The sequence below is a fragment of the Oceanobacillus sp. CFH 90083 genome (genome assembly GCF_009389585.1).
GTDB lineage: Bacteria > Bacillota > Bacilli > Bacillales > Amphibacillaceae > Oceanobacillus.
Genome location: NZ_VIYG01000005.1, coordinates 170,023 through 189,858, shown reverse-complemented (window position 1 = coordinate 189,858; position 19,836 = coordinate 170,023). Strand labels below are relative to the sequence as shown.

The 19,836-nt window shown below is 39.9% G+C and carries 19 protein-coding genes; 18 read left to right on the top strand and 1 reads right to left on the bottom strand.

The genetic code is table 11. The features are described 5' to 3' along the window. Positions 1-4: 4 nt before the first annotated feature. Positions 5-1,057 carry an aspartate-semialdehyde dehydrogenase gene (locus tag FLK20_RS09625; RefSeq protein WP_152656348.1) on the top strand — a complete coding sequence of 351 codons (1,053 nt, stop codon included), beginning with the start codon at positions 5-7 and terminating at the stop codon, positions 1,055-1,057. Between the two features lie 99 nt (positions 1,058-1,156). Next, positions 1,157-2,386, top strand: a complete 1,230-nt coding sequence (gene dapG / locus FLK20_RS09620; RefSeq protein ID WP_152656347.1) for an aspartate kinase — start codon at positions 1,157-1,159, stop codon at positions 2,384-2,386. A gap of 158 nt (positions 2,387-2,544) precedes the next feature. Here dapG and FLK20_RS09615 read toward each other — a convergent pair whose 3' ends face one another. Beyond that, on the bottom strand, positions 2,545-2,709 hold the full coding sequence (locus FLK20_RS09615) for a Fe3+ hydroxamate ABC transporter substrate-binding protein (protein ID WP_152656346.1): 165 nt from the start codon (positions 2,707-2,709) through the stop codon (positions 2,545-2,547). 197 nt (positions 2,710-2,906) lie between these two features. On the opposite strand from FLK20_RS09615, the gene FLK20_RS09610 reads away from it, so the two are divergent. From FLK20_RS09610 to FLK20_RS09535, 16 genes are all read left to right on the top strand, one after another. After that, entirely contained in the window at positions 2,907-3,641 is a 735-nt protein-coding gene (locus FLK20_RS09610; protein WP_152656518.1) for a ClpP family protease, read from the top strand. Then, the gene (locus FLK20_RS09605) at positions 3,638-3,844 is read left to right on the top strand and encodes a YlzJ-like family protein (protein WP_152656345.1); all 207 of its coding nucleotides are present in this window, start codon (positions 3,638-3,640) and stop codon (positions 3,842-3,844) included. Before FLK20_RS09610 ends, FLK20_RS09605 begins: the two co-directional genes overlap by 4 nt. A 227-nt stretch (positions 3,845-4,071) precedes the next feature. Then, positions 4,072-6,414 (top strand): FtsK/SpoIIIE family DNA translocase, encoded by a 2,343-nt coding sequence (locus FLK20_RS09600; protein WP_152656344.1) that lies wholly within the window; start codon positions 4,072-4,074, stop codon positions 6,412-6,414. A gap of 134 nt (positions 6,415-6,548) precedes the next feature. Continuing rightward, complete coding sequence (locus FLK20_RS09595) at positions 6,549-7,274, top strand: GntR family transcriptional regulator (RefSeq protein ID WP_152656343.1); 726 nt, start codon at positions 6,549-6,551, stop codon at positions 7,272-7,274. A gap of 145 nt (positions 7,275-7,419) precedes the next feature. Further along, positions 7,420-8,706, top strand: a complete 1,287-nt coding sequence (gene yfmF, locus FLK20_RS09590) for an EF-P 5-aminopentanol modification-associated protein YfmF (RefSeq protein WP_152656342.1) — start codon at positions 7,420-7,422, stop codon at positions 8,704-8,706. Then, the gene (gene yfmH, locus FLK20_RS09585; RefSeq protein WP_152656341.1) at positions 8,699-9,994 is read left to right on the top strand and encodes an EF-P 5-aminopentanol modification-associated protein YfmH; all 1,296 of its coding nucleotides are present in this window, start codon (positions 8,699-8,701) and stop codon (positions 9,992-9,994) included. Before yfmF ends, yfmH begins: the two co-directional genes overlap by 8 nt. Next, entirely contained in the window at positions 9,961-10,707 is a 747-nt protein-coding gene (ymfI, locus tag FLK20_RS09580) for an elongation factor P 5-aminopentanone reductase (RefSeq protein ID WP_370453181.1), read from the top strand. The genes yfmH and ymfI overlap by 34 nt, the downstream gene beginning before the upstream one ends. Positions 10,708-10,917: 210 nt before the next feature. After that, positions 10,918-11,169: a DUF3243 domain-containing protein gene (locus tag FLK20_RS09575; RefSeq protein ID WP_152656340.1), complete on the top strand. Its 252-nt coding sequence runs from the start codon at positions 10,918-10,920 to the stop codon at positions 11,167-11,169. A 482-nt stretch (positions 11,170-11,651) separates the two neighbouring features. Next, complete coding sequence (locus FLK20_RS09570) at positions 11,652-12,437, top strand: DUF3388 domain-containing protein (RefSeq protein ID WP_152656339.1); 786 nt, start codon at positions 11,652-11,654, stop codon at positions 12,435-12,437. 24 nt (positions 12,438-12,461) lie between these two features. Further along, a complete protein-coding gene (locus FLK20_RS09565) occupies positions 12,462-13,373 on the top strand; it encodes a helix-turn-helix domain-containing protein (RefSeq protein ID WP_152656338.1) in 912 nt (303 codons plus the stop codon). Between the two features lie 197 nt (positions 13,374-13,570). Continuing rightward, positions 13,571-14,149, top strand: coding sequence for a CDP-diacylglycerol--glycerol-3-phosphate 3-phosphatidyltransferase (pgsA, locus tag FLK20_RS09560; RefSeq protein ID WP_152656337.1), 579 nt, complete (start codon positions 13,571-13,573; stop codon positions 14,147-14,149). Further along, positions 14,146-15,393, top strand: coding sequence for a competence/damage-inducible protein A (locus tag FLK20_RS09555; protein WP_152656336.1), 1,248 nt, complete (start codon positions 14,146-14,148; stop codon positions 15,391-15,393). Before pgsA ends, FLK20_RS09555 begins: the two co-directional genes overlap by 4 nt. A 198-nt stretch (positions 15,394-15,591) precedes the next feature. Then, entirely contained in the window at positions 15,592-16,635 is a 1,044-nt protein-coding gene (gene recA / locus FLK20_RS09550) for a recombinase RecA (RefSeq protein ID WP_152656335.1), read from the top strand. A gap of 257 nt (positions 16,636-16,892) precedes the next feature. Then, positions 16,893-18,455, top strand: a complete 1,563-nt coding sequence (gene rny, locus FLK20_RS09545) for a ribonuclease Y (RefSeq protein WP_152656334.1) — start codon at positions 16,893-16,895, stop codon at positions 18,453-18,455. A gap of 78 nt (positions 18,456-18,533) precedes the next feature. After that, entirely contained in the window at positions 18,534-19,331 is a 798-nt protein-coding gene (locus FLK20_RS09540) for a TIGR00282 family metallophosphoesterase (protein ID WP_152656333.1), read from the top strand. Between the two features lie 91 nt (positions 19,332-19,422). Then, the gene (locus tag FLK20_RS09535; RefSeq protein WP_040980240.1) at positions 19,423-19,683 is read left to right on the top strand and encodes a stage V sporulation protein S; all 261 of its coding nucleotides are present in this window, start codon (positions 19,423-19,425) and stop codon (positions 19,681-19,683) included. The last annotated feature ends 153 nt before the right edge of the window (positions 19,684-19,836 follow it).

Here is a 19,836-nt window from a genome sequence, read left to right as displayed (position 1 = left end):
TAGAATGGCAGAGCAACAAACATATAATGTAGCCATTGTCGGTGCTACAGGGGCAGTAGGTCAGAAAATCAAAAAAATACTGGAAGATAAAAAGTTTCCGGTAAAACAAATAAAATTATTATCTTCCGCTCGTTCGGCAGGAAAAGAGGAAACCTTTAACGGTGAAACAATTATTGTCGAAGAAGCGGCACCAGAATCATTTGAAGGTGTAGATATTGCATTATTTTCTGCAGGTGGATCGATTTCTAAAAAACTGGCTCCTGAAGCAGTTAAAAGAGGCGCAGTCGTTGTTGACAATACCAGTGCTTTTCGTATGGAGAAGGATGTACCGCTGGTTGTACCAGAAGTAAATCCGGAAGATATTGCAGAGCATCAAGGTATCATTGCAAATCCAAACTGTTCTACCATTCAAATGGTTGCAGCTTTAAAACCGATCAAAGATGCTTTTGGCATTAATAAAATTATTGTTTCTACTTATCAGGCGGTATCAGGTGCCGGAAATGCAGCGGTGGAGGAGCTATATGAGCAGTCAAAAGACTATTTAGAAGGTAAAGAAGTGAAAGCGGAACTGTTGCCGGTTAAAGGAGATAAAAAGCATTTTCCAATTGCTTTTAACGCATTGCCGCAGATTGATGTTTTCACGGAAAATGGCTTTACTTTTGAAGAAATGAAAATGATTAATGAGACGAAAAAAATTATGCATGATGATGGATTAAATGTTGCAGCAACCTGTGTACGTCTGCCATTTTCTACTTCTCATGCAGAGAGTGTTTATATTGAATTAGATCAGGAAGGTCTCGATGTAAAAGATATTTGGAAAACATTGGAGTCCGCAGATGGAGTGATTTTGCAGGATAATCCTCAGGAACAGGAATATCCAACTCCGCAATCTGCTCAAGATAAAGAGGAAGTTTTCGTTGGACGTGTACGAAAAGATTTAGATAATCCAAAAGGCTTCCATTTGTGGGTTGTATCAGATAATTTATTAAAAGGTGCGGCTTGGAATACAGTACAAATTGCACAAACTTTAGTAGAACGTGGCTGGCTAAAAAAATAATTGTTCCAGTCATGGATGAAGATGATTTTAAAATGATGATGTAATTAATTTATTAGACATCCATAGTTTAACTGCTTGGATAGCGTTGAGGTGTTCATATTGCAAGTATTAGTACAAAAATTCGGAGGAACTTCTGTACAATCCGAAACAAATCGGGAGCATGTTATCCGCCATATTAAGGATGCACTTGTTCAAGAATATAAGTTAGTTGTTGTTGTTTCTGCATTAGGAAGAAAACCGGATCCTTATGCAACAGACAGTCTGCTGGGCTTAATAGATTTCCCTGCAAATAAAAATTCAAACCGGGAGCTCGATTTGCTTATGTCATGTGGTGAAATTATTTCATCTGTTGTCCTGTCTAATGAGCTGCAAAAAAATCATATCTCTGCAACAGCTTTGACTGGCGCTCAAGCTGGTTTTGTAACGAATGAGGATTTTAACCGGGCAAAAATTAAAGAGGTGAATCCGGCACGTATTTTACGTGAATTGGAAACGCATGATGTTGTTGTGGTCGCCGGTTTCCAGGGTCAAAGTGAATCGGGAGAAATAACAACCATCGGCCGTGGTGGCAGTGATACTTCAGCAGCAGCCTTAGGTGTTGCCTTAGAAGCAGAGCGTATTGAGATTTTTACAGATGTGGAAGGAATTATGACAGCAGACCCGCGTGTCGTAAAGAATGCCCGTCCGCTTGATGTGGTGACCTATACAGAAATCTGTAATCTTGCTTATCAAGGTGCGAAGGTCATTCATCCGCGTGCGGTGGAAATAGCTATGCAAGGGAAAATTCCAATGCGGATCCGTTCCACCTATTCAGAACGGCTCGGTACACTGGTTACATCTTCCCGGATAGAAGAAGCCGGAGCAGATATTTCAGATCGGATGATAACAGGGATTGCGCATATTGCAAATGTTACACAGATTAAAGTGCAGACAAAAGAATCAGCTTACCGTGTGCAATCAGAAGTATTTAAAGCAATGGCAGAAGCAGGTATCTCTGTTGACTTTATTAATATTTCGCCGACAGGTGTTGCTTATACCGTACCGGCTGATCTCACTGTAAAAGCGATTGAAATCTTAGAAGTGCTGGGCTTTCAGCCGGAAATTAAGGAAAACTGTGCAAAAGTTTCTGCTGTTGGAGCCGGAATGACAGGAGTTCCAGGTGTTGCTTCTAAAATCGTGCAGGCATTAACAGATGCAGGTGTGCAAATATTGCAATCGGCAGACAGTCATACGACCATTTGGGTTTTAGTACATGACTATGAATTAATTACAGCAGTCAATGCACTGCATGATGTGTTTGGTTTAAGTACAGAGGAAGTGCCGCTTTAAGATAATGAAAGAGACATGAAGCAGATTTTGGCTGCTTTGTGTCTTTTTTCATGCACTTTAAGAAAGTATAAAGAAGCTAAGGAAAAAGTATAAGCGCAACGAAAGCATCCGCCGACAGGATTGGAGAATGCCAAGTTTTCTTTAGAAAATAATTTTGATTACGGCTGATAACAATCTTTACATATGAATCTTCCTTCGTTTTTTAAATAAGCTTTTATTTCCGTAAATCCTTTTCGTCTTGGATAACGCATTTTTATAAAGACAACGTCATCGCCTTTAATTTCTTTCCCACATTTAACACATTCAGGCTCTTCACCAAACATATCAGTCACCTCCGATTTGATTTTGATTCTATTTTCACTACGAAAAAAATCTCTGAATGGTTTCAATAAGAAATTTTTAAAATACAACACCACCTGTATAAGTGAATCTGTTGTTTCCGTACCCCTTCCTCCGTATGATTTCTAACCGATTGTTTATACTAATCATAACAATAGCTGGAAGGAGTTTTTATATGCGTATGGATACGGATGACAATAACGAAAATCAAGGAGAAGAAGAGAACCAGCAGAATGCATCTGCTCTTGTAGAAAAAATTCAACAGCTCGGACAAGCGAATGTTCCACAGGCACCTGATTCAAATATTCACGTTTTATCCATTATCGGACAGGTAGAAGGACATCTTCAGCTGCCGCCGCAAAATAAAACAACAAAATATGAGCATCTGCTGCCACAGCTGATTGCAGTAGAGCAAAACCCTAAAATTGAAGGATTAATTATTTTGTTAAATACAGTTGGGGGTGATGTGGAAGCTGGATTGGCTCTGGCAGAAATGATTGCATCCATGTCAAAGCCGACAACCTCGATTGTATTAGGAGGCGGTCATTCGATAGGTGCACCGATTGCAGTAGCTACGGATTATTCCTTTATTGTACCGACAGCAACCATGACGATACACCCTGTCAGACTAACAGGATTGGTCATTGGGGTTCCGCAGACCTTTGAATATTTGGATAAAATGCAGGAGCGTGTCATTCAGTTTATTGTCGATCACTCTCATGTTGAATCTGAGCAATTAAAGGAATTAATGTTTGCAAAAGGAAACCTGACACGTGATATTGGCACAAATGTGGTTGGTAAAGAAGCAGTGGATTACGGGTTAATTGATGAAGTTGGCGGCGTCAAAGAAGCGATACAGAAATTAAATCATATGATTCAAAGTGCAAAAACAGAAGAAGGAGGGACTGCTTCGTGATACTCTATACACCATTATCCCATCAGGAAATTTTTCCGGAAGCGCAAGGAGCAGAAAATGAAATACAAGCAGTTGAATGGCAGGGAAGAACGGTTTTTGTATCAAAAAATAAGGATGGATACTATCAAATTAATCAGCTAATTTCGAGTAATCCGAATGATTATTTGAATCCTGATTTTTTACCAGGAAGAATTATCAGCTGATGGGAATCTGTGCTATAATATAGAAATGGTAAAGAGATAAATGGAAGAAATAATACAGAATGATATCGTAACTGGAACAGCAGCCTCTTTAAAGAGAAGACAGGATAAATACTTTATTTTCCTGATCAGCATAAAGAGAACTGATTCCAGTTTCCTTGTTTGTTACGCAGGAATGCAAATCTATCATTTTAGTAATCTTAATTTGTAGTACATACGGGGGTGAGAAAATGGCTGCCAAAAAGAGAAAGAAAAGAAAAAAACGGACAACCAAACAGGCAAAAGGACTACAGATGGAACTGGTAGGACTGCTGTTGATATTTATTGCTATCTTTGGAAGCGGGGCAGCTATGTTAAGCGGAGGTGCCATACCTGACTGGCTGGGGAATATATTCCAATTTTTTATGGGAATATGGCATTTCATCCTTCCTGTCGCGTTATTTCTTATTGGTTTTTACCTCATTTTTAAAAGAAAGGCTCCTGATTTCTTAACAAGAAGGCTGATAGGTTTTTATATTTTTCTAGCCGGTGTTTTATTGCTGACGCATGTACAAGTGATGGAAAGCTTGCTGGCTAATGCAGAGGATGTTTCTATTCTGCGGCTGACCTGGCAGCTTTACTTTCAATATCTGGATGGGACAGGGACACTGGTGCAGACCGGCGGCGGTATGATTGGCGCACTTTTATTCACAGTCTCTTACTTCTTATTTTCTATTGCAGGCTCCCGGATTGTGGTGTTTTTCTGTCTGTTAATCGGGATTGTGTTTATGACAAACCTATCTGTTGGCGATTTCGTTAAAAAAGTAGCAGCAGGCTTTCAATCCACTTTTACTTATCTTGGAGAACGTTTGGAAAGATCCAGAGAAAAAAGAGCTGAGCGTAAGGAAGAGGAGCAGAGACAGAAAGAGCTTGCTGACGCCGTTATCAAGAATGAAAAAGAACCGAGCCAAACTGTCATGGAAGAACAGGAATATAATACAGAAGAGCTTCTTATTAATGATTTTACGGATATTGCATATCGTGAGCAGCCGGAAGCAGAAACGAATAAAGGAAAGACGAGACATCCAAAGGAAAAAGAAGCGAAGACAGATAATGAGGAAGAACCTCATGAAGTTATGCCTATGACAGCAACCGAAAATCATGATTATCAGCTGCCGTCGGTTGATCTATTAGCCAGTCCGTCACATAATTCACAGCAGCAGGAGAAGTCGCATATCCAGGCAACGGTCCGGAAGCTGGACCGAACGTTTCAAAGCTTCGGAGTAAAGGCTAAAATAGCTAAAGTGCATGTTGGTCCGGCGGTAACAAAATATGAAGTGTATCCCGAGGCTGGTGTAAAGGTAAGTAAAATTGTCGGTCTTCATGATGATATTGCATTGGCACTTGCTGCCAAGGATATTCGTATCGAAGCGCCAATACCTGGAAAATCAGCTGTAGGTATCGAAGTTCCTAACAAGGAAATTTCGATGGTTTCACTCAGAGAGGTTTTAGATAAACAATCTTCCAAAGCGAACAAATTGATGTTTGCTTTAGGACGGGATATTTCGGGAGAAGCCATTGCCGGGGAGTTAAATAAAATGCCGCACTTACTGATTGCCGGAGCAACAGGAAGCGGGAAAAGTGTCTGCGTGAACGGCATTATTACCAGTATTTTAATGCGTTCCAAGCCGCATGAAGTAAAAATGATGATGATTGATCCGAAGAAAGTAGAGTTAAATGTCTATAACGGGATTCCGCATTTGTTAACGCCCGTTGTTACCGATCCGAAAAAAGCTTCCCGCGCATTGAAGAAAATTGTTGCAGAGATGGAACGAAGATACGATTTATTTTCTGATAGCGGCACAAGAAATATGGAAGGCTATAATGCTTACATCCGTAAACAAAATGCAGCTGCAGATGAGGATGAGCAGCAGCCTTATCTCCCATATATTGTGGTACTTGTCGACGAGCTGGCAGATTTAATGATGGTTGCTTCAGGGGACGTAGAGGATGCGATTACCAGACTGGCGCAAATGGCGCGGGCGGCAGGTATTCATCTCATCATTGCGACGCAGCGTCCATCGGTAGATGTTATTACCGGGGTTATTAAAGCGAACATTCCATCAAGAATTGCTTTTAGTGTTTCATCTACAACAGATTCACGTACGATTCTTGATTCTGGTGGGGCAGAGAAATTACTGGGACGAGGCGATATGCTATATTTGCCATCTGGAAGCTCCAAGCCTACTCGTGTACAGGGAGCGTTCTTATCCGATGAAGAGGTGGAGCGCATTGTCGATCATTGTATTGAACAGCAGCAGGCAAGCTATCAGGAAGAAATGATACCGGAAGAAACAAATGAAGTAGTAGAGGAAGTGGATGACGAGCTCTATGACGATGCCGTACAGATGATTATCGAAATGCAAAGCGCCAGTGTTTCGATGCTTCAGCGCCGTTTCCGGATCGGGTATACAAGAGCAGCCCGATTAATTGATGCTATGGAAGCGCGCGGAATTGTCGGACCGTATGAAGGCAGTAAGCCGCGTTCTGTGCTGATATCAAATCAGACGGAGGAGCATTCCAGTACATCTTAAAAAAACCCGGCTTATCTGTCATAGATAAACCGGGTTTTAAAATATTAAAGTTCAAAATTTATAGAAGAAGTGGTACCATAAATAACAGATGTAAAAAAAGCTGAACACAACGATTGCAGAAAAGAGGTGAAGAAATGACTTTACGCGAAGATGCCAGACATTTATATTTGCAGGTAATGGATAAAATAAAAGCAGGTATTGAAGACGGAACGTATACAGAAGAAGAGAAGCTTCCGTCAGAATATGAGCTTTCCAAACAATTAGGGATTTCCCGGGCAACGTTAAGAGAGGCATTAAGGATGCTGGAGGAGGATCATATTGTTACACGCAGACATGGCGTTGGCACATTTGTCAATACAAAGCCGCTATTTCAAGCAGGTATTGAAGAGCTTAACAGTGTGACACAAATGATTACGCAATCAGGAAAGAAGCCGGGGACACAATATGTCAGTACGGATATATTAGATGCCACCGAACAAGAGCGGCGTGATTTTGGTATGTCTGAATTAGAATATGTAACAACCATTGAAAGAATCCGCACCGCTGATGATGCACCTGTTGTTTTTTGCATAGATAAGGCACCGGCGTCTTATCTAACTTTGGAGAAACTGCGGGAGAAATCATCTATTTTTAGCACGATTGAAGCAGCTTCCAATAAACAAATTGCTTATGCAGTAGCGGATATTGAGCCAATTACATACCATGAACGCATCTACAGTATTTTACAATGTACGCCTGATGAACCGTTGCTTTTGTTAAAACAGATGCATTATACAAATGATGATGCCGCAGTTTTATATTCCATGAATTATTTTCGGGCAGATATGTTTCGTTTTCAAGTTGTGAGGAGAAGAATATAAAGGTATATGGTTTAATTATTTCAGATTTTCAAGAGAATGTTCAAAAATTCCCCATTCGGTTCCTTTTTGAACACGCACTTTGATGGATAATAAAGTAGAGAAAAGCGTAAAATAAATTTAAAAGCGTTTAGAATGGAGGATAAATATGGGTGTTAAGGAAATCAAGAAGACTGAAAATGATATACAATTTCACATGCTTCCAAATAAAAAACATAAAACATTAACCTTTGCAGTAAAGTTCCGTGCTCCGTTAGCAAGAGAAACAATCACCAAAAGGGCACTGCTTCCTTATATTTTAAAACAGGGAACAGCTTCCTTTCCCACACGTAAAGAACTGCAGCAAGAGCTTGCGGAGCTGTATGGTTCTGTATTATCGATTGGCGGCTCCAAAAAAGGAGAAACACATATTTTAACATTTTATTTAGAGGTGCCGAATGAAAAGTTCCTTCCGGATAGTGATTCATTAATTGAACGGGCAATAAAATTACTGTATGAAATTGTGTATAAACCAAACCAGGAGAATCAGGCTTTCTCGCAGCGGGTGTTTGAGAGAGAGAAAGAAATTCTTCGTCAAAATATACATTCTGTCAAAGATGACAAAGCAAGTTATGCGAACATCCGGCTTGTAGATGAAATGTGTGCTGAAGAAGCATACAGCATTCATGCTCAGGGCTATGAAAAAGATTTATCCACATTTTCCAATCAGGATCTGTTTTCGTATTATGAAAATCTTCGTGAGGAAGATGGGATGGATATTTATGTGAGCGGCGACTTTGATATAGAGCAGATGATGGCTTTGTTAACAGCTCAGTTTAAACGTTCAGGAAAGAAAAAAGAAACAGAGCCTGTAAATAAAGGAACAGCCAAGCAAACAGGCGCTAAAGAGCTAATTGAAGAGGATCAGATTCAACAGGCCAAGCTGAATATTGGCTATCGTACCAATATTTTTTACCGGGATGAAAAATATCCGGCATTACAAGTTTTTAACGGGCTTTTTGGCGGTTTTCCAAGCTCTAAATTATTTATTAATGTAAGAGAGAAAAATAGCCTGGCTTATTATGCTGTATCCCGTGTAGAGAGCCATAAAGGCTTATTATTTGTGATGAGCGGGATTGCGCCAGCCGATTATGAAAAAGCATTAACCATTATCCGGGAGCAGTTGGAAGCAATGAAAAATGGTGATTTCACGGAAGAAGCGTTGGAAGAAACAAAATTGCTTATCATCAATCAATTAAAAGAAACCTTAGATCACACACAGGGAATAATTGAATTTATGTACCAGCAGGTAGTTGGTCATAAAGAAATTACAGTGGATGAGCTTTTTGCAAGCATTCAGGAGGTAACGAAAGAGCAGGTTATTGAAGTTGCGAAACAGGTTCAAGAAGATATGGTTTATCTCCTGACCAGTGAAGGAGGAGAAGCACATGAATAAGCAATATTTTGAGACAATTGATGAAACATTATATGAAAAAAAGCTGGATAATGGCCTGCGGGTTTGTCTTTTGCCAAAGCCAGAGTTAACAAAGACATACGGTGTTTTCATGACCAATTACGGCTCGGTTGATCAAAGCTTTGTACCCATTGGCCAGACCGAAGCGGTTACTGTACCAGACGGAATCGCCCATTTCTTAGAGCATAAGCTATTTGAAAAAGAAGATCGGGATGTTTTTGCAGATTTTACGAAGCAGGCGGCTTCTCCAAATGCATTTACTTCCTTCACGGAGACAGCTTACTTATTCTCTGCAACGAGTAATATTGAGAAAAATGTATTAACATTGATTGATTTTGTGCAAGATCCGTATTTCTCTGAACAGTCGGTAGAGAAGGAAAAGGGAATCATCGCCCAGGAAATTAACATGTACGATGACCAGCCAGATTGGCGATTGTTTATGGGAACGAATAAGGCGTTGTTCCATAACCATCCTGTCCATATTGATATTGCTGGTACAGTAGATTCTATTTATACCATTACAAAGGACGATCTGTATACCTGTTACCATACTTTTTATCATCCGGAAAATATGATTTTATTTGTAACCGGAAATTTTGATCCGGAGCAAATGATGCGTTTAATCTCAGAGAACCAGGAAAAAAAATCATTTGATAAATTAGAGGGCATCCAGCGTCAATTTCCTGAAGAGCCTGATCATGTTAAAGAAAAAAATTTAATCATTAATATGCCGGTATCGATTCCAAAAGTTTCCGTCGGTATTAAGGAGTCTCATCAACAGCTTCAGGGAGATGCTTATTTAAAGCGTGATTTATTGATTGATATGGTGCTTGATTATTTCTTCTCCACTGGCGGCGAGTTTTATCAAAGATTATATGATGAAGATTTAATTGATAACAGCTTCTTTTTTGAAAGTAACCTGCAGACCTCTTTTGGATATGTTGCGATCGGTTCCAATACGAATCAGCCCGAGCTTTTTTCGCAACGAGTACAGGAAATGCTTCTGTCAACAGGAAATATGGAAATCAGTGAAGCGGCATTTGAACGGATGAAAAAGAAAAAAATGGGGCAGCTGCTCCGTGCCATGAACTCGTTAGAATTTATTGCAAATCAATTTGCCGCATTATCGTTTAAGAATGTAAATTTACTGGATATTGTTCCGTTTATCCAAAAACTCACGGTTCAGGATATCAATGCATTTTTAAATACATGGATTGAAGAGGATCGTCTGGCAGCATGTACGATTCAAAATCAAACGGTGGAAAAATGAGGGGAAATATTCTCTTAATTGGAGCCAGTGGTGATATCGGAGCAGCTATCGCCAAAAAGCTGATCTGTGATGGCTATCAGCTGATCCTGCATTATCATGCGAATCAGGCACCTGTAAAGGCATTAATGCAAGCGGACAATCAACATGCAATTTTAGCTGCTTATCAGGTCGATTTAGCAAATGAATCAGATGTGAAGGCTTTTATACAAGAAATTCCTATTTCGATTGATGGGATTATTTTCGCTGGCGGTCATGCCTATTACGGGCTGTTTCAAGACATGAAGCCGGAAGAAATGGAAGATCTGTTACAGGTTCATGTGAAGTCGCCATGGCTGATAACGCATCATTTTTTACCGGCTATGATTAGCAGGAAGCATGGAAATATATTGTTCGTGACAAGCATTTGGGGTCATTATGGAGCAAGCAATGAAGTGGTCTACTCCAGTGTAAAAGGGGCTCAAAATCTATTTGTAAAGGCTTTGGCAAAAGAAGTTGCGTTATCTAATATTCGGGTAAATGCGGTAAGCCCGGGCTTTATTGATACGAAAATGAATCACAACCTGTCTGCAGAGGAAGCAAAAGCTTTTGTGGATGAGATTCCTGTCAATCGTGCCGGGCGTCCGGAAGAAGTTGCTAATGTCATCAGCTATTTGCTTAGTGAAGAATCCAGTTATATCCAAGGTGAAATCATTCAGATTAATGGTGGACTGTAAGAAATAAAGAACATGCATAAATTCTAAAATTCCTCAAATACTATACATGCTTAAGGAAAGTCACAGGGCATTGCTTCGACATTTTTGCAGACAAAGGGACTGACAGCAGTGTTCAGGGCTAAAGAGCTGTATTACAGGCAGCAGATAGCAGCAGGCAAATGGTGATAGTTCTTCATTTGCAAAAGAATACTTTTGAGGAGGTATGTTCAAATGTCAGTATTAGATAACTTCGATTCATGGAAAGGCTTTTTAAAGGGGCGTTTACAGCAGGCTGAAGAAAGTGGTATTAACCACGATACGTTAACGAATTTAGCAGCTGAAGTCGGTGATTATTTAGCGGAAAGTGTCGATGCTAAAACACCGGAAGAAGAGGTGTTAAAAGAGTTGTGGAGTACAGCTTCAGAAGAAGAACAGCAGGCTCTTGCCAGTGCGATGATTAAACTTGTTCAAAAGCATGATTAAATAATGAATATGAAGAAGAGAAGCTGTATAGTATTATCTATATAGCTTCTTTTATATAGATAAACGTTGTTTTTCTCATTTTGAAAAGGAATAAAGTACGGCGGACACAATGTCCTGGTATCGACGACTGTCATTTAGCCTGCCGTACTTAGTCAACGAAATAGCAACGCTTTATATGGGGTGAGTAATCGCAACCCCAACGTTTTATATGGGATGAGTAATTACAGTCCCAGCCCCCGAAGGCGATCCATCCTGCGCCTTTCAGGTTTGATTTTAAGTTTTCTAAAAAAATGAGTGATGAAAAAGATGTTAGCTATTTAGGAAAAGCAGAAAAAATGGTATATTAGAATAGAAAACTTATCCTTTTTTCGATATGATGGTACATAGTACGACATAATGAGTTATCTGTTTGGAAAGTTTACTTCAAAAATTGCGTGAATATCTGCTAAAAGAGGATGTCCACACATGAAAAGGAGCTTACAATGGATAGAACACAATGGTACTTAGAATATGAGAATTTAATAAATCGTCCTGGATTATTAGGTGAAATTTCTTCTTTACTTGGAATGCTCACCATAAATATTATTATGATTAATGGTGTTGAAAATTCCCGCAGAGCAATGCTGATTCTATCTAAGTATGATGAAAATATAACAAGGCTTAAATATATTCTGGAAACAATGGATGCAATTAAAGTACACAAGCTTCGCAAGCCTAAGCTGCGTGATAAAATTACAGTCCGGCACGGAAAGTTTATACATCATGACAATGAGGATCGTAAAACGATTCGTTTTGTGCGAAATGAGCTTGGTCTGTTAGTTGATTTTATGGCCGAATTATTCAAAGTGGAAGGGCATAAACTTATTGGGATAAGAGGAATGCCCAGAGTAGGAAAAACAGAGTCTGTTGTTGCAGCAAGCGTCAGTGCAAATAAGAGATGGCTGTTTGTATCCAGCACCATGATTAAACAAACTGTGCGTAAAAGCTTAATAGAAGGGGAATATGATTCGGACAATATTTATATCATTGATGGGATAGTCTCCAAAAGGAAAATGAATGAAGAAGCGCATTGGCAGCTAATCAGAGAGATTATGCAGCTGCCGACGGTTAAAGTGATTGAGCATCCGGATATATTCGTCCAATCTACAGAATACAGCATGGAAGATTTTGATTATATAATTGAGCTGAGAACAGATGAAAATCAGGAAATTACTTATGAGACAGTAGAAAATGAGGATTTGCGTCAAGATGGATTCTCGATGTTTTAATTAAAAAGGTGGAAGGTGTTTTAAATGGATGTTGGTGAAAAGCTAAAAGAAGCAAGGCTGGCAAAGGATATTTCTTTGGACAGCCTGCAGGAGAAAACAAAAATTCAAAAAAGATACCTGGTTGCAATTGAAGAAGGCAATTTTGATATTCTTCCAGGAAAATTTTACACGCGGGCATTTATAAAAGAATATGCAGCTGCTGTAGGAATCAATCCGGATGATCTTATGACGGATCATAAAGAAGAGCTCCCTGCTACAGAAGAAGAGAATGTTCAATATAGCAGGATACAGCGGACCAGAAAAGAAAGTAAATCGGATAAAGAATCACGTTCATCTTCCATTATTCCGACAGTAACTGTGGTTTTATTAATTATTGCAATTATTGCGGTAGCTATATTTTTCTTGCGTCAGAGCTCATCGTCAGGTGATGTAGAACCAGTTGAGGATGATAATAGTAATGATGGCAGTATGATTATCGATGATTCCAATGAAGCAGGTAATAATGATACTGGAGATGCTGCGGATGAAGGTAATGATGAAGGAAGCGAAGAGGGGACAGATGGAACAGAAGAGGGCGAGGAGACGGAAGAAAATGAAGAAGTCTCTGTAGAGGTTGTTGAGGAAGGAACAGGAGCTTCCCCGACGTCTGTACTTGCAGTAACCAATGCTGGTGACGAAGCTGCGTTGATTTTGGAATCAGCCGGGGATGATTTGAATAGCTGGGTGGATGTAACTGGTACAGAAGGGGAATCGTTATTTAGCGGTAATTTTGATGCCGATGCATCTCCTGTAGAAATTGATATATCCGGTGAAGAAACGATTTCTTTAAACATCGGTAATTCCACAGCAGTGACGATTTCTATTGATGGAACAGAGGTAGAATATCCGACTTCAGCCGTTCATCAGCGTCTTAATCTGCAAATGAACGATGATTAAAAGATGGAACCCGAAGTACAGAGTGCGGCATGAAATCTTTAAGGATTAGTGCTCGGAGCTGAGCTGTGTAGCTATAAAAAGTTAGCCACACATAAACAACTTTATAAATTCCTGAAAAGAAGACCCTCCTTTTAATAGGGAGGGTTACTTCTTGCAAAATTTTATCGCAGTGTAACTGACATAATGGAGGGTGTAAAATGAATTTACCAAATAAGTTAACCTTTTCACGTATTTTAATGATCCCATTTTTTATTGTCCTGCTGGCAATCCCATTTCCTTGGGGCAGCTGGGATATCGGCAATGCAGAATTACCCGTTGCCCACTTTGTCGCAGCGCTGATCTTTATTATTGCAGCGGGCACAGACTGGGTAGATGGCTATTATGCAAGAAAACATAATCTGGTTACCAATTTAGGAAAGTTTATGGATCCTTTGGCAGATAAGCTTCTTGTTTCTGCGGCATTGATATTATTAGTGGAAATTGAACTTGCTCCGGCATGGGTTGTTATTATTATCATCAGCAGAGAATTTGCAATCACTGGATTAAGGCTTGTTGCAGCAGGCGAAGGAATTGTAATGGCTGCCGGAAGTATGGGAAAGCTCAAAACAGCAACACAAATGATTGCGATAGCTTCTTTGTTATTGCATAATTTCCCATTTTCTTATCTGAACTTTCCATTCGGTACAATAATGTTATATATATCTTTAGTGTTTACCATTATTTCCGGGGTGGATTACTTTGTTAAAAATTGGCATGTGATGAGGGATTCGAAATGACAAAAAGTTATCAAGCGGAGATCGTTGCAGTAGGTACAGAATTATTATTAGGTCAAATAGCGAATACGAACGCCCAGTGGCTGTCTGAGCAGTTAGCTACTTACGGAATTAATGTTTATAATCATACCGTTGTTGGAGATAATTTAGATCGCGTGGAGCAGGCATTTCGTCTGGCACAGTCACGTTCGGATATTGTGATTGTTACGGGCGGTTTAGGACCGACAGAGGATGATTTAACACGTGAGGGCTTTGAACAATTAACGGGTCTTGACATTATAGAAGATAAGGAAACAATGGAAAAAATAGAGAGCTACTTTAAAGAACGTAATCGCACGATGACACCAAATAACCGGAAGCAGGCCCGCGTGTTTGAAGGTGCCCGTGTGTTAAAAAATGATGCTGGTATGGCTCCGGGGATGTATGTAGATTATCAGGGTACACATTGGTTCTTTTTGCCGGGAGTCCCCCGGGAAATGAAGCATATTTCATCAGAAGAGCTATTTCCATTTTTAGAAAACGTAACTGGAAAACAGCAGGTTATTCAATCCATTGTTTTAAAATTTATTGGTATTGGCGAGTCACAGCTGGAGCATGAATTAATAGATCTGATTCATGAACAAACAAATCCGACTATTGCTCCGCTGGCTCAAGATCAGGGGATTGTGATCCGGATCACTGCCAGTGCTTCTTCAAAGGAAGAGGCTCAAAAGCTTGTTGCAGATAAAAAACAGGAAATTTTAGCACGTATCGGTACGTATTGTTTTGGTGAAGATGAGCAAACGATCGAAAATAAAGTAATCGAACTGCTGGCAGAAAAAGAAAAAACAATTGGTGCAGCAGAAAGTGTAACAGGCGGATTATTTTCTAGTAAACTTGTATCAGCTACAGGGGCTTCTAATGTCTTTGCCGGCAGTTTGGTTACCTATCAAACTGCCGTGAAAGAATCTTTATTAGGCTTGTCGCCGGAATTGATTTCGACATATGGGGTTGTAAGCAAGGAATGTGCTGAAGCAATGGCGGAACAGGCTGCTTTGAAATTAAACACACCAATGGCTATTTCTTTTACGGGAGTTGCCGGTCCTGATACACAGGAAGCTAAGCCGGTCGGACAAGTCTATATTGCTATTTTTGATGACGGGAAAATGGTAGAATCAAGCTCGATTCTTTTATCAGGAAACCGCAATATCATTCGTGAAAGAGCTGCTTTAAAAGGCTTTGAATTATTGTATCAATATTTAAAATAAAATTTGAAAGCGTCAATTTTAATTGTTCAGCTTCATTTGATACAGGAAATTCCCTTTTTAACACAACGGCACAGCCAATGTTGATTTTTGAGGCTAAATTAGCTTCGAAAATATAAGAACATTTATTCGTCTTTTTGCTTGTTAAATTTAGAAAATCATTGTATGATGGATAAAGATAGATAAAGGAGGTAATTTTCGGTGAGTGATAAACAACAAGCTTTAGATATGGCTTTAAGGCAAATAGAGAAACAATTTGGTAAGGGCTCCATTATGAAAATGGGGGAGAATGAAACACCTAAGATTGCTACCATTCCAAGTGGTTCATTAGCTTTGGATGTAGCTCTTGGAATTGGCGGTTATCCAAAAGGAAGAGTCGTAGAAATATATGGTCCGGAGTCCTCTGGTAAAACAACGGTTGCGCTTCATGCGATTGCAGAGGCTCAAAAACAGGGAGGGCAGGCTGCTTTTATTGATGCAGAGCATGCACTGGATCCCGTTTATGCAAAAGCGCTTGGTGTTAATATTGATGAACTTTTATTATCGCAGCCGGATACAGGGGAACAGGCTTTAGAAATTGCCGAAGCACTTGTACGAAGCGGTGCAGTAGATATTATTGTTGTCGACTCGGTAGCGGCACTTGTACCGAAGGCTGAGATTGAAGGGGAGATGGGAGATTCCCATGTCGGCTTGCAAGCGAGATTAATGTCTCAGGCGCTTCGTAAACTTTCCGGAGCAATCAATAAATCAAAGACGACAGCAATTTTCATCAACCAGATTCGTGAAAAAGTAGGAGTTATGTTCGGAAATCCGGAAACAACTCCTGGCGGCCGGGCATTAAAATTTTATTCCTCTGTAAGACTGGAAGTACGTCGCGCCGAAACACTTAAAGTTGGAAATGATGCAGTTGGAAATAAAGCCCGTATTAAGGTTGTGAAAAACAAAGTTGCGCCTCCGTTCAAACAGGCTGAGGTGGATATTATGTATGGTCATGGAGTCTCCAAAGAAGGAGAGGTTCTTGATATCGGCTCAGACCTTGACATCGTACAAAAAAGCGGTGCCTGGTATTCTTATAATGGAGATCGCTTAGGACAGGGCAGAGAGAATGCAAAACAATTCCTGAAAGAAAACGAAGCTGTATTTGCAGAAATCCACACAGCTATTCGAGATCATTATGAATTGGACAAAGAACCGGAACAAAGTGAAGAACAAACAAAAGAAGAGCAGGAAAGCTTAGATATTTAATATGAAAACCATAGTCGCCGTACTATGGTTTTTTAGCATCCTTTAGAATGAGTTTATATAGTCAGCGTGCCAAGATTTCCAATATATTATAATTTATATCGGGAGTTCCTTGACATTCAGGCTGGTGAGAATTAATATTAATAGTGTATAATTTTATAATTTGTATTATGAAATTACCTTTATTTTAATGCATTTGAAAATGTGATATGCCGACAAATACGCAATTTACAATTTTATAGGCAATAGGAGGTGAAGTCATGAACACTGTTATTATCGTCATCTCCATTTTGCTTGCTCTAGTCGTCGGTATTGTTGTTGGTTATCTGGTACGTAAATCTATTGCAGAAGCTAAGATTTCTAGTGCGGAAACATTAGCTAAACAAATTATGGACGAAGCACGTAGAAATGCAGATGCTGCTAAGAAAGAAGCGCTTCTGGAAGCAAAGGATGAGAATCACAAGCTTCGGAGTCAAGCCGAGGATGAGATTCGTGAACGTCGTATGGAGTCTCAGAAGCAAGAAAATCGTCTGATGCAAAAAGAAGAAAATCTGGATAGAAAAAGTGAAACATTAGACAAACGTGAGGTTCTGCTTGAACAGAGGGAACAAACTCTAGTAGAACAACAACAACAAATTGAAGAAATGAAAAGCAAAGTGGAAGCTATGAAAGACGAGCAGCAAGCTGAGCTTGAGCGCATTTCAGGATATACAACCGAACAAGCGAGACAGGTTATTTTAGAACGCATTGAAAAAGAAGTGCAGCATGAATCAGCTGTGATGATTAAAGAAGCTGAAAATCGTGCGAATGAAGAAGCAGATAAGAAAGCAAAAAATATTTTATCGCTGGCACTTCAAAGATGTGCAGCTGATCACGTTGCTGAAACAACGGTCTCTGTTGTGAATTTGCCAAATGATGAGATGAAGGGCCGCATTATTGGACGGGAAGGACGGAATATCCGTACATTAGAGACGTTAACAGGAATTGATTTAATAATTGATGATACTCCTGAAGCGGTAATTCTATCCGGATTCGATCCGATACGGCGTGAAATCGCACGAATGGCATTAGAAAGGCTTGTACAAGATGGCAGAATTCACCCTGCACGTATTGAAGAGATGGTTGAAAAATCAAGACGTGATGTTGACGAGTATATACGTGAAGTGGGTGAGGAGACAACATTTGAAGTTGGTGTCCACGGATTGCATCCGGATCTTGTCAAAATTTTAGGCCGTTTAAAATATCGTACAAGCTACGGTCAGAATGTCTTGAAGCACTCAATGGAAGTTGCTTACTTGTCAGGACTGCTGGCAGCAGAATTAGGGGAAGATATACATCTTGCCAAAAGAGCTGGTCTGCTGCACGATATTGGGAAAGCGATAGACCATGAAGTAGAAGGCAGTCACGTTGAGATTGGTAAAGAATTAGCAATGAAATACAAAGAACATGAAGTTGTTATTAATTCAATTGCTTCCCACCACGGAGATGAAGAAGCAACCTCCGTCATAGCTGTATTAGTTGCAGCTGCAGATGCACTTTCTGCTGCCAGACCAGGAGCTCGCAGTGAAACGCTTGAAAATTACATCAAGCGGTTAGAAAAACTGGAAGAGATATCGGAGTCATTTGAAGGCGTAGAGAAGTCATTTGCTATCCAAGCCGGTCGTGAAATTCGTATCATGGTTCGTCCTGATGATATTGATGACATGGAATCAGCAAGAATTGCACGTGATATTAGAAAACGTATTGAAGGGGAGCTTGACTACCCCGGACATATTAAGATTACGGTTATTCGGGAAACAAGAGCAGTTGAATACGCAAAATAAAGCAAGGGCGGCAGATGTCGCCTTTGTTTTTTTATTTGAATACACTCTTAAATGGAAAGAAGAAAGGTTGGAAGAAAAATGAAAATTTTATTTATAGGCGATGTGGTAGGCTCTCCCGGCCGGGATATGATTATGGAATACCTGCCAAAATTAAAAGAAAAGTATAAGCCCAATATAACGATTATCAATGGAGAGAATGCAGCTTCAGGAAAAGGAATCACAGAAAAAATCTATAAACAATTTCTACAAGCAGGAGCACAAGTAATTACGATGGGAAATCATACTTGGGACAAGAAGGAAATTTTTGAATTTATCGATCAGGCACCAGCGATGATTCGTCCCGCTAATTTCCCGGAAAATAATCCGGGAAGAGGAATTATTTATCCAAATATTAACGGAAAAGAAATTGCTGTGATTAATCTGCAGGGAAGAACCTTTCTCCCTCCGATCGACGATCCATTTGAAAAAGCAGATCAGTTAGTGGAGGAAGCTAAGAAAAGAACCAATACCATTTTTGTAGACTTTCATGGAGAAGCAACAAGTGAAAAACAAGCAATCGGCTGGTATCTGGATGGAAGGGTAACGGCTGTTGCAGGCACACATACACATACGCAAACAGCAGACGAAAGAATATTGCCTGGAGGTACTGCATATATATCAGATGTGGGGATGACGGGACCGTATGATGCAATATTAGGTGTGGAGAAGGAATCAGTCATTAAAAGATTTCAAACTTCCCTTCCAGTACGTTTTGAAATTGAAAAAAAGGGAAGAACACAACTAAATGGAGTATTCATTCGTACGGACGATTCGACTGGTAGAGCAGAAACGATTGAAAGAATTCTCATTAATGATGACCACCCCTTCTTTTCATAATAGCTGCTCATCATCGAATCGAACAAGGTGTACATCTCCAGGAGAAATAGTAGCAATAAAAGTATAAATAGCACATGAGGAGGTACTAGTGATGGAAGTTTTAAAAGTTTCAGCGAAATCCAATCCAAACTCAGTGGCAGGAGCTTTGGCAAATGTACTTAGGGAACGAGGTACAGCTGAAATTCAGGCAATCGGCGCAGGTGCACTGAATCAGTCTGTCAAAGCAGTTGCTATAGCTCGCGGTTTTGTAGCACCAAGTGGAGTCGATTTAATCTGTATACCAGCATTTACAGATATTTTAATTGATGATGAAGAACGGACAGCAATTAAGTTAATTATTGAACCAAGGTAAAGTTCACCCGAGTGTATGTTTAAAGTACGTGTTCAAAAAGTGCGATAAAAAGGAGCAGCCGGTTAAGGATGTGATCCCCTTGAGTATAGGATTACCAGACCCTACGGAGAATATTTTGGACTGCGGTTACTCATCCCAAAGAGCTGTGCGTCG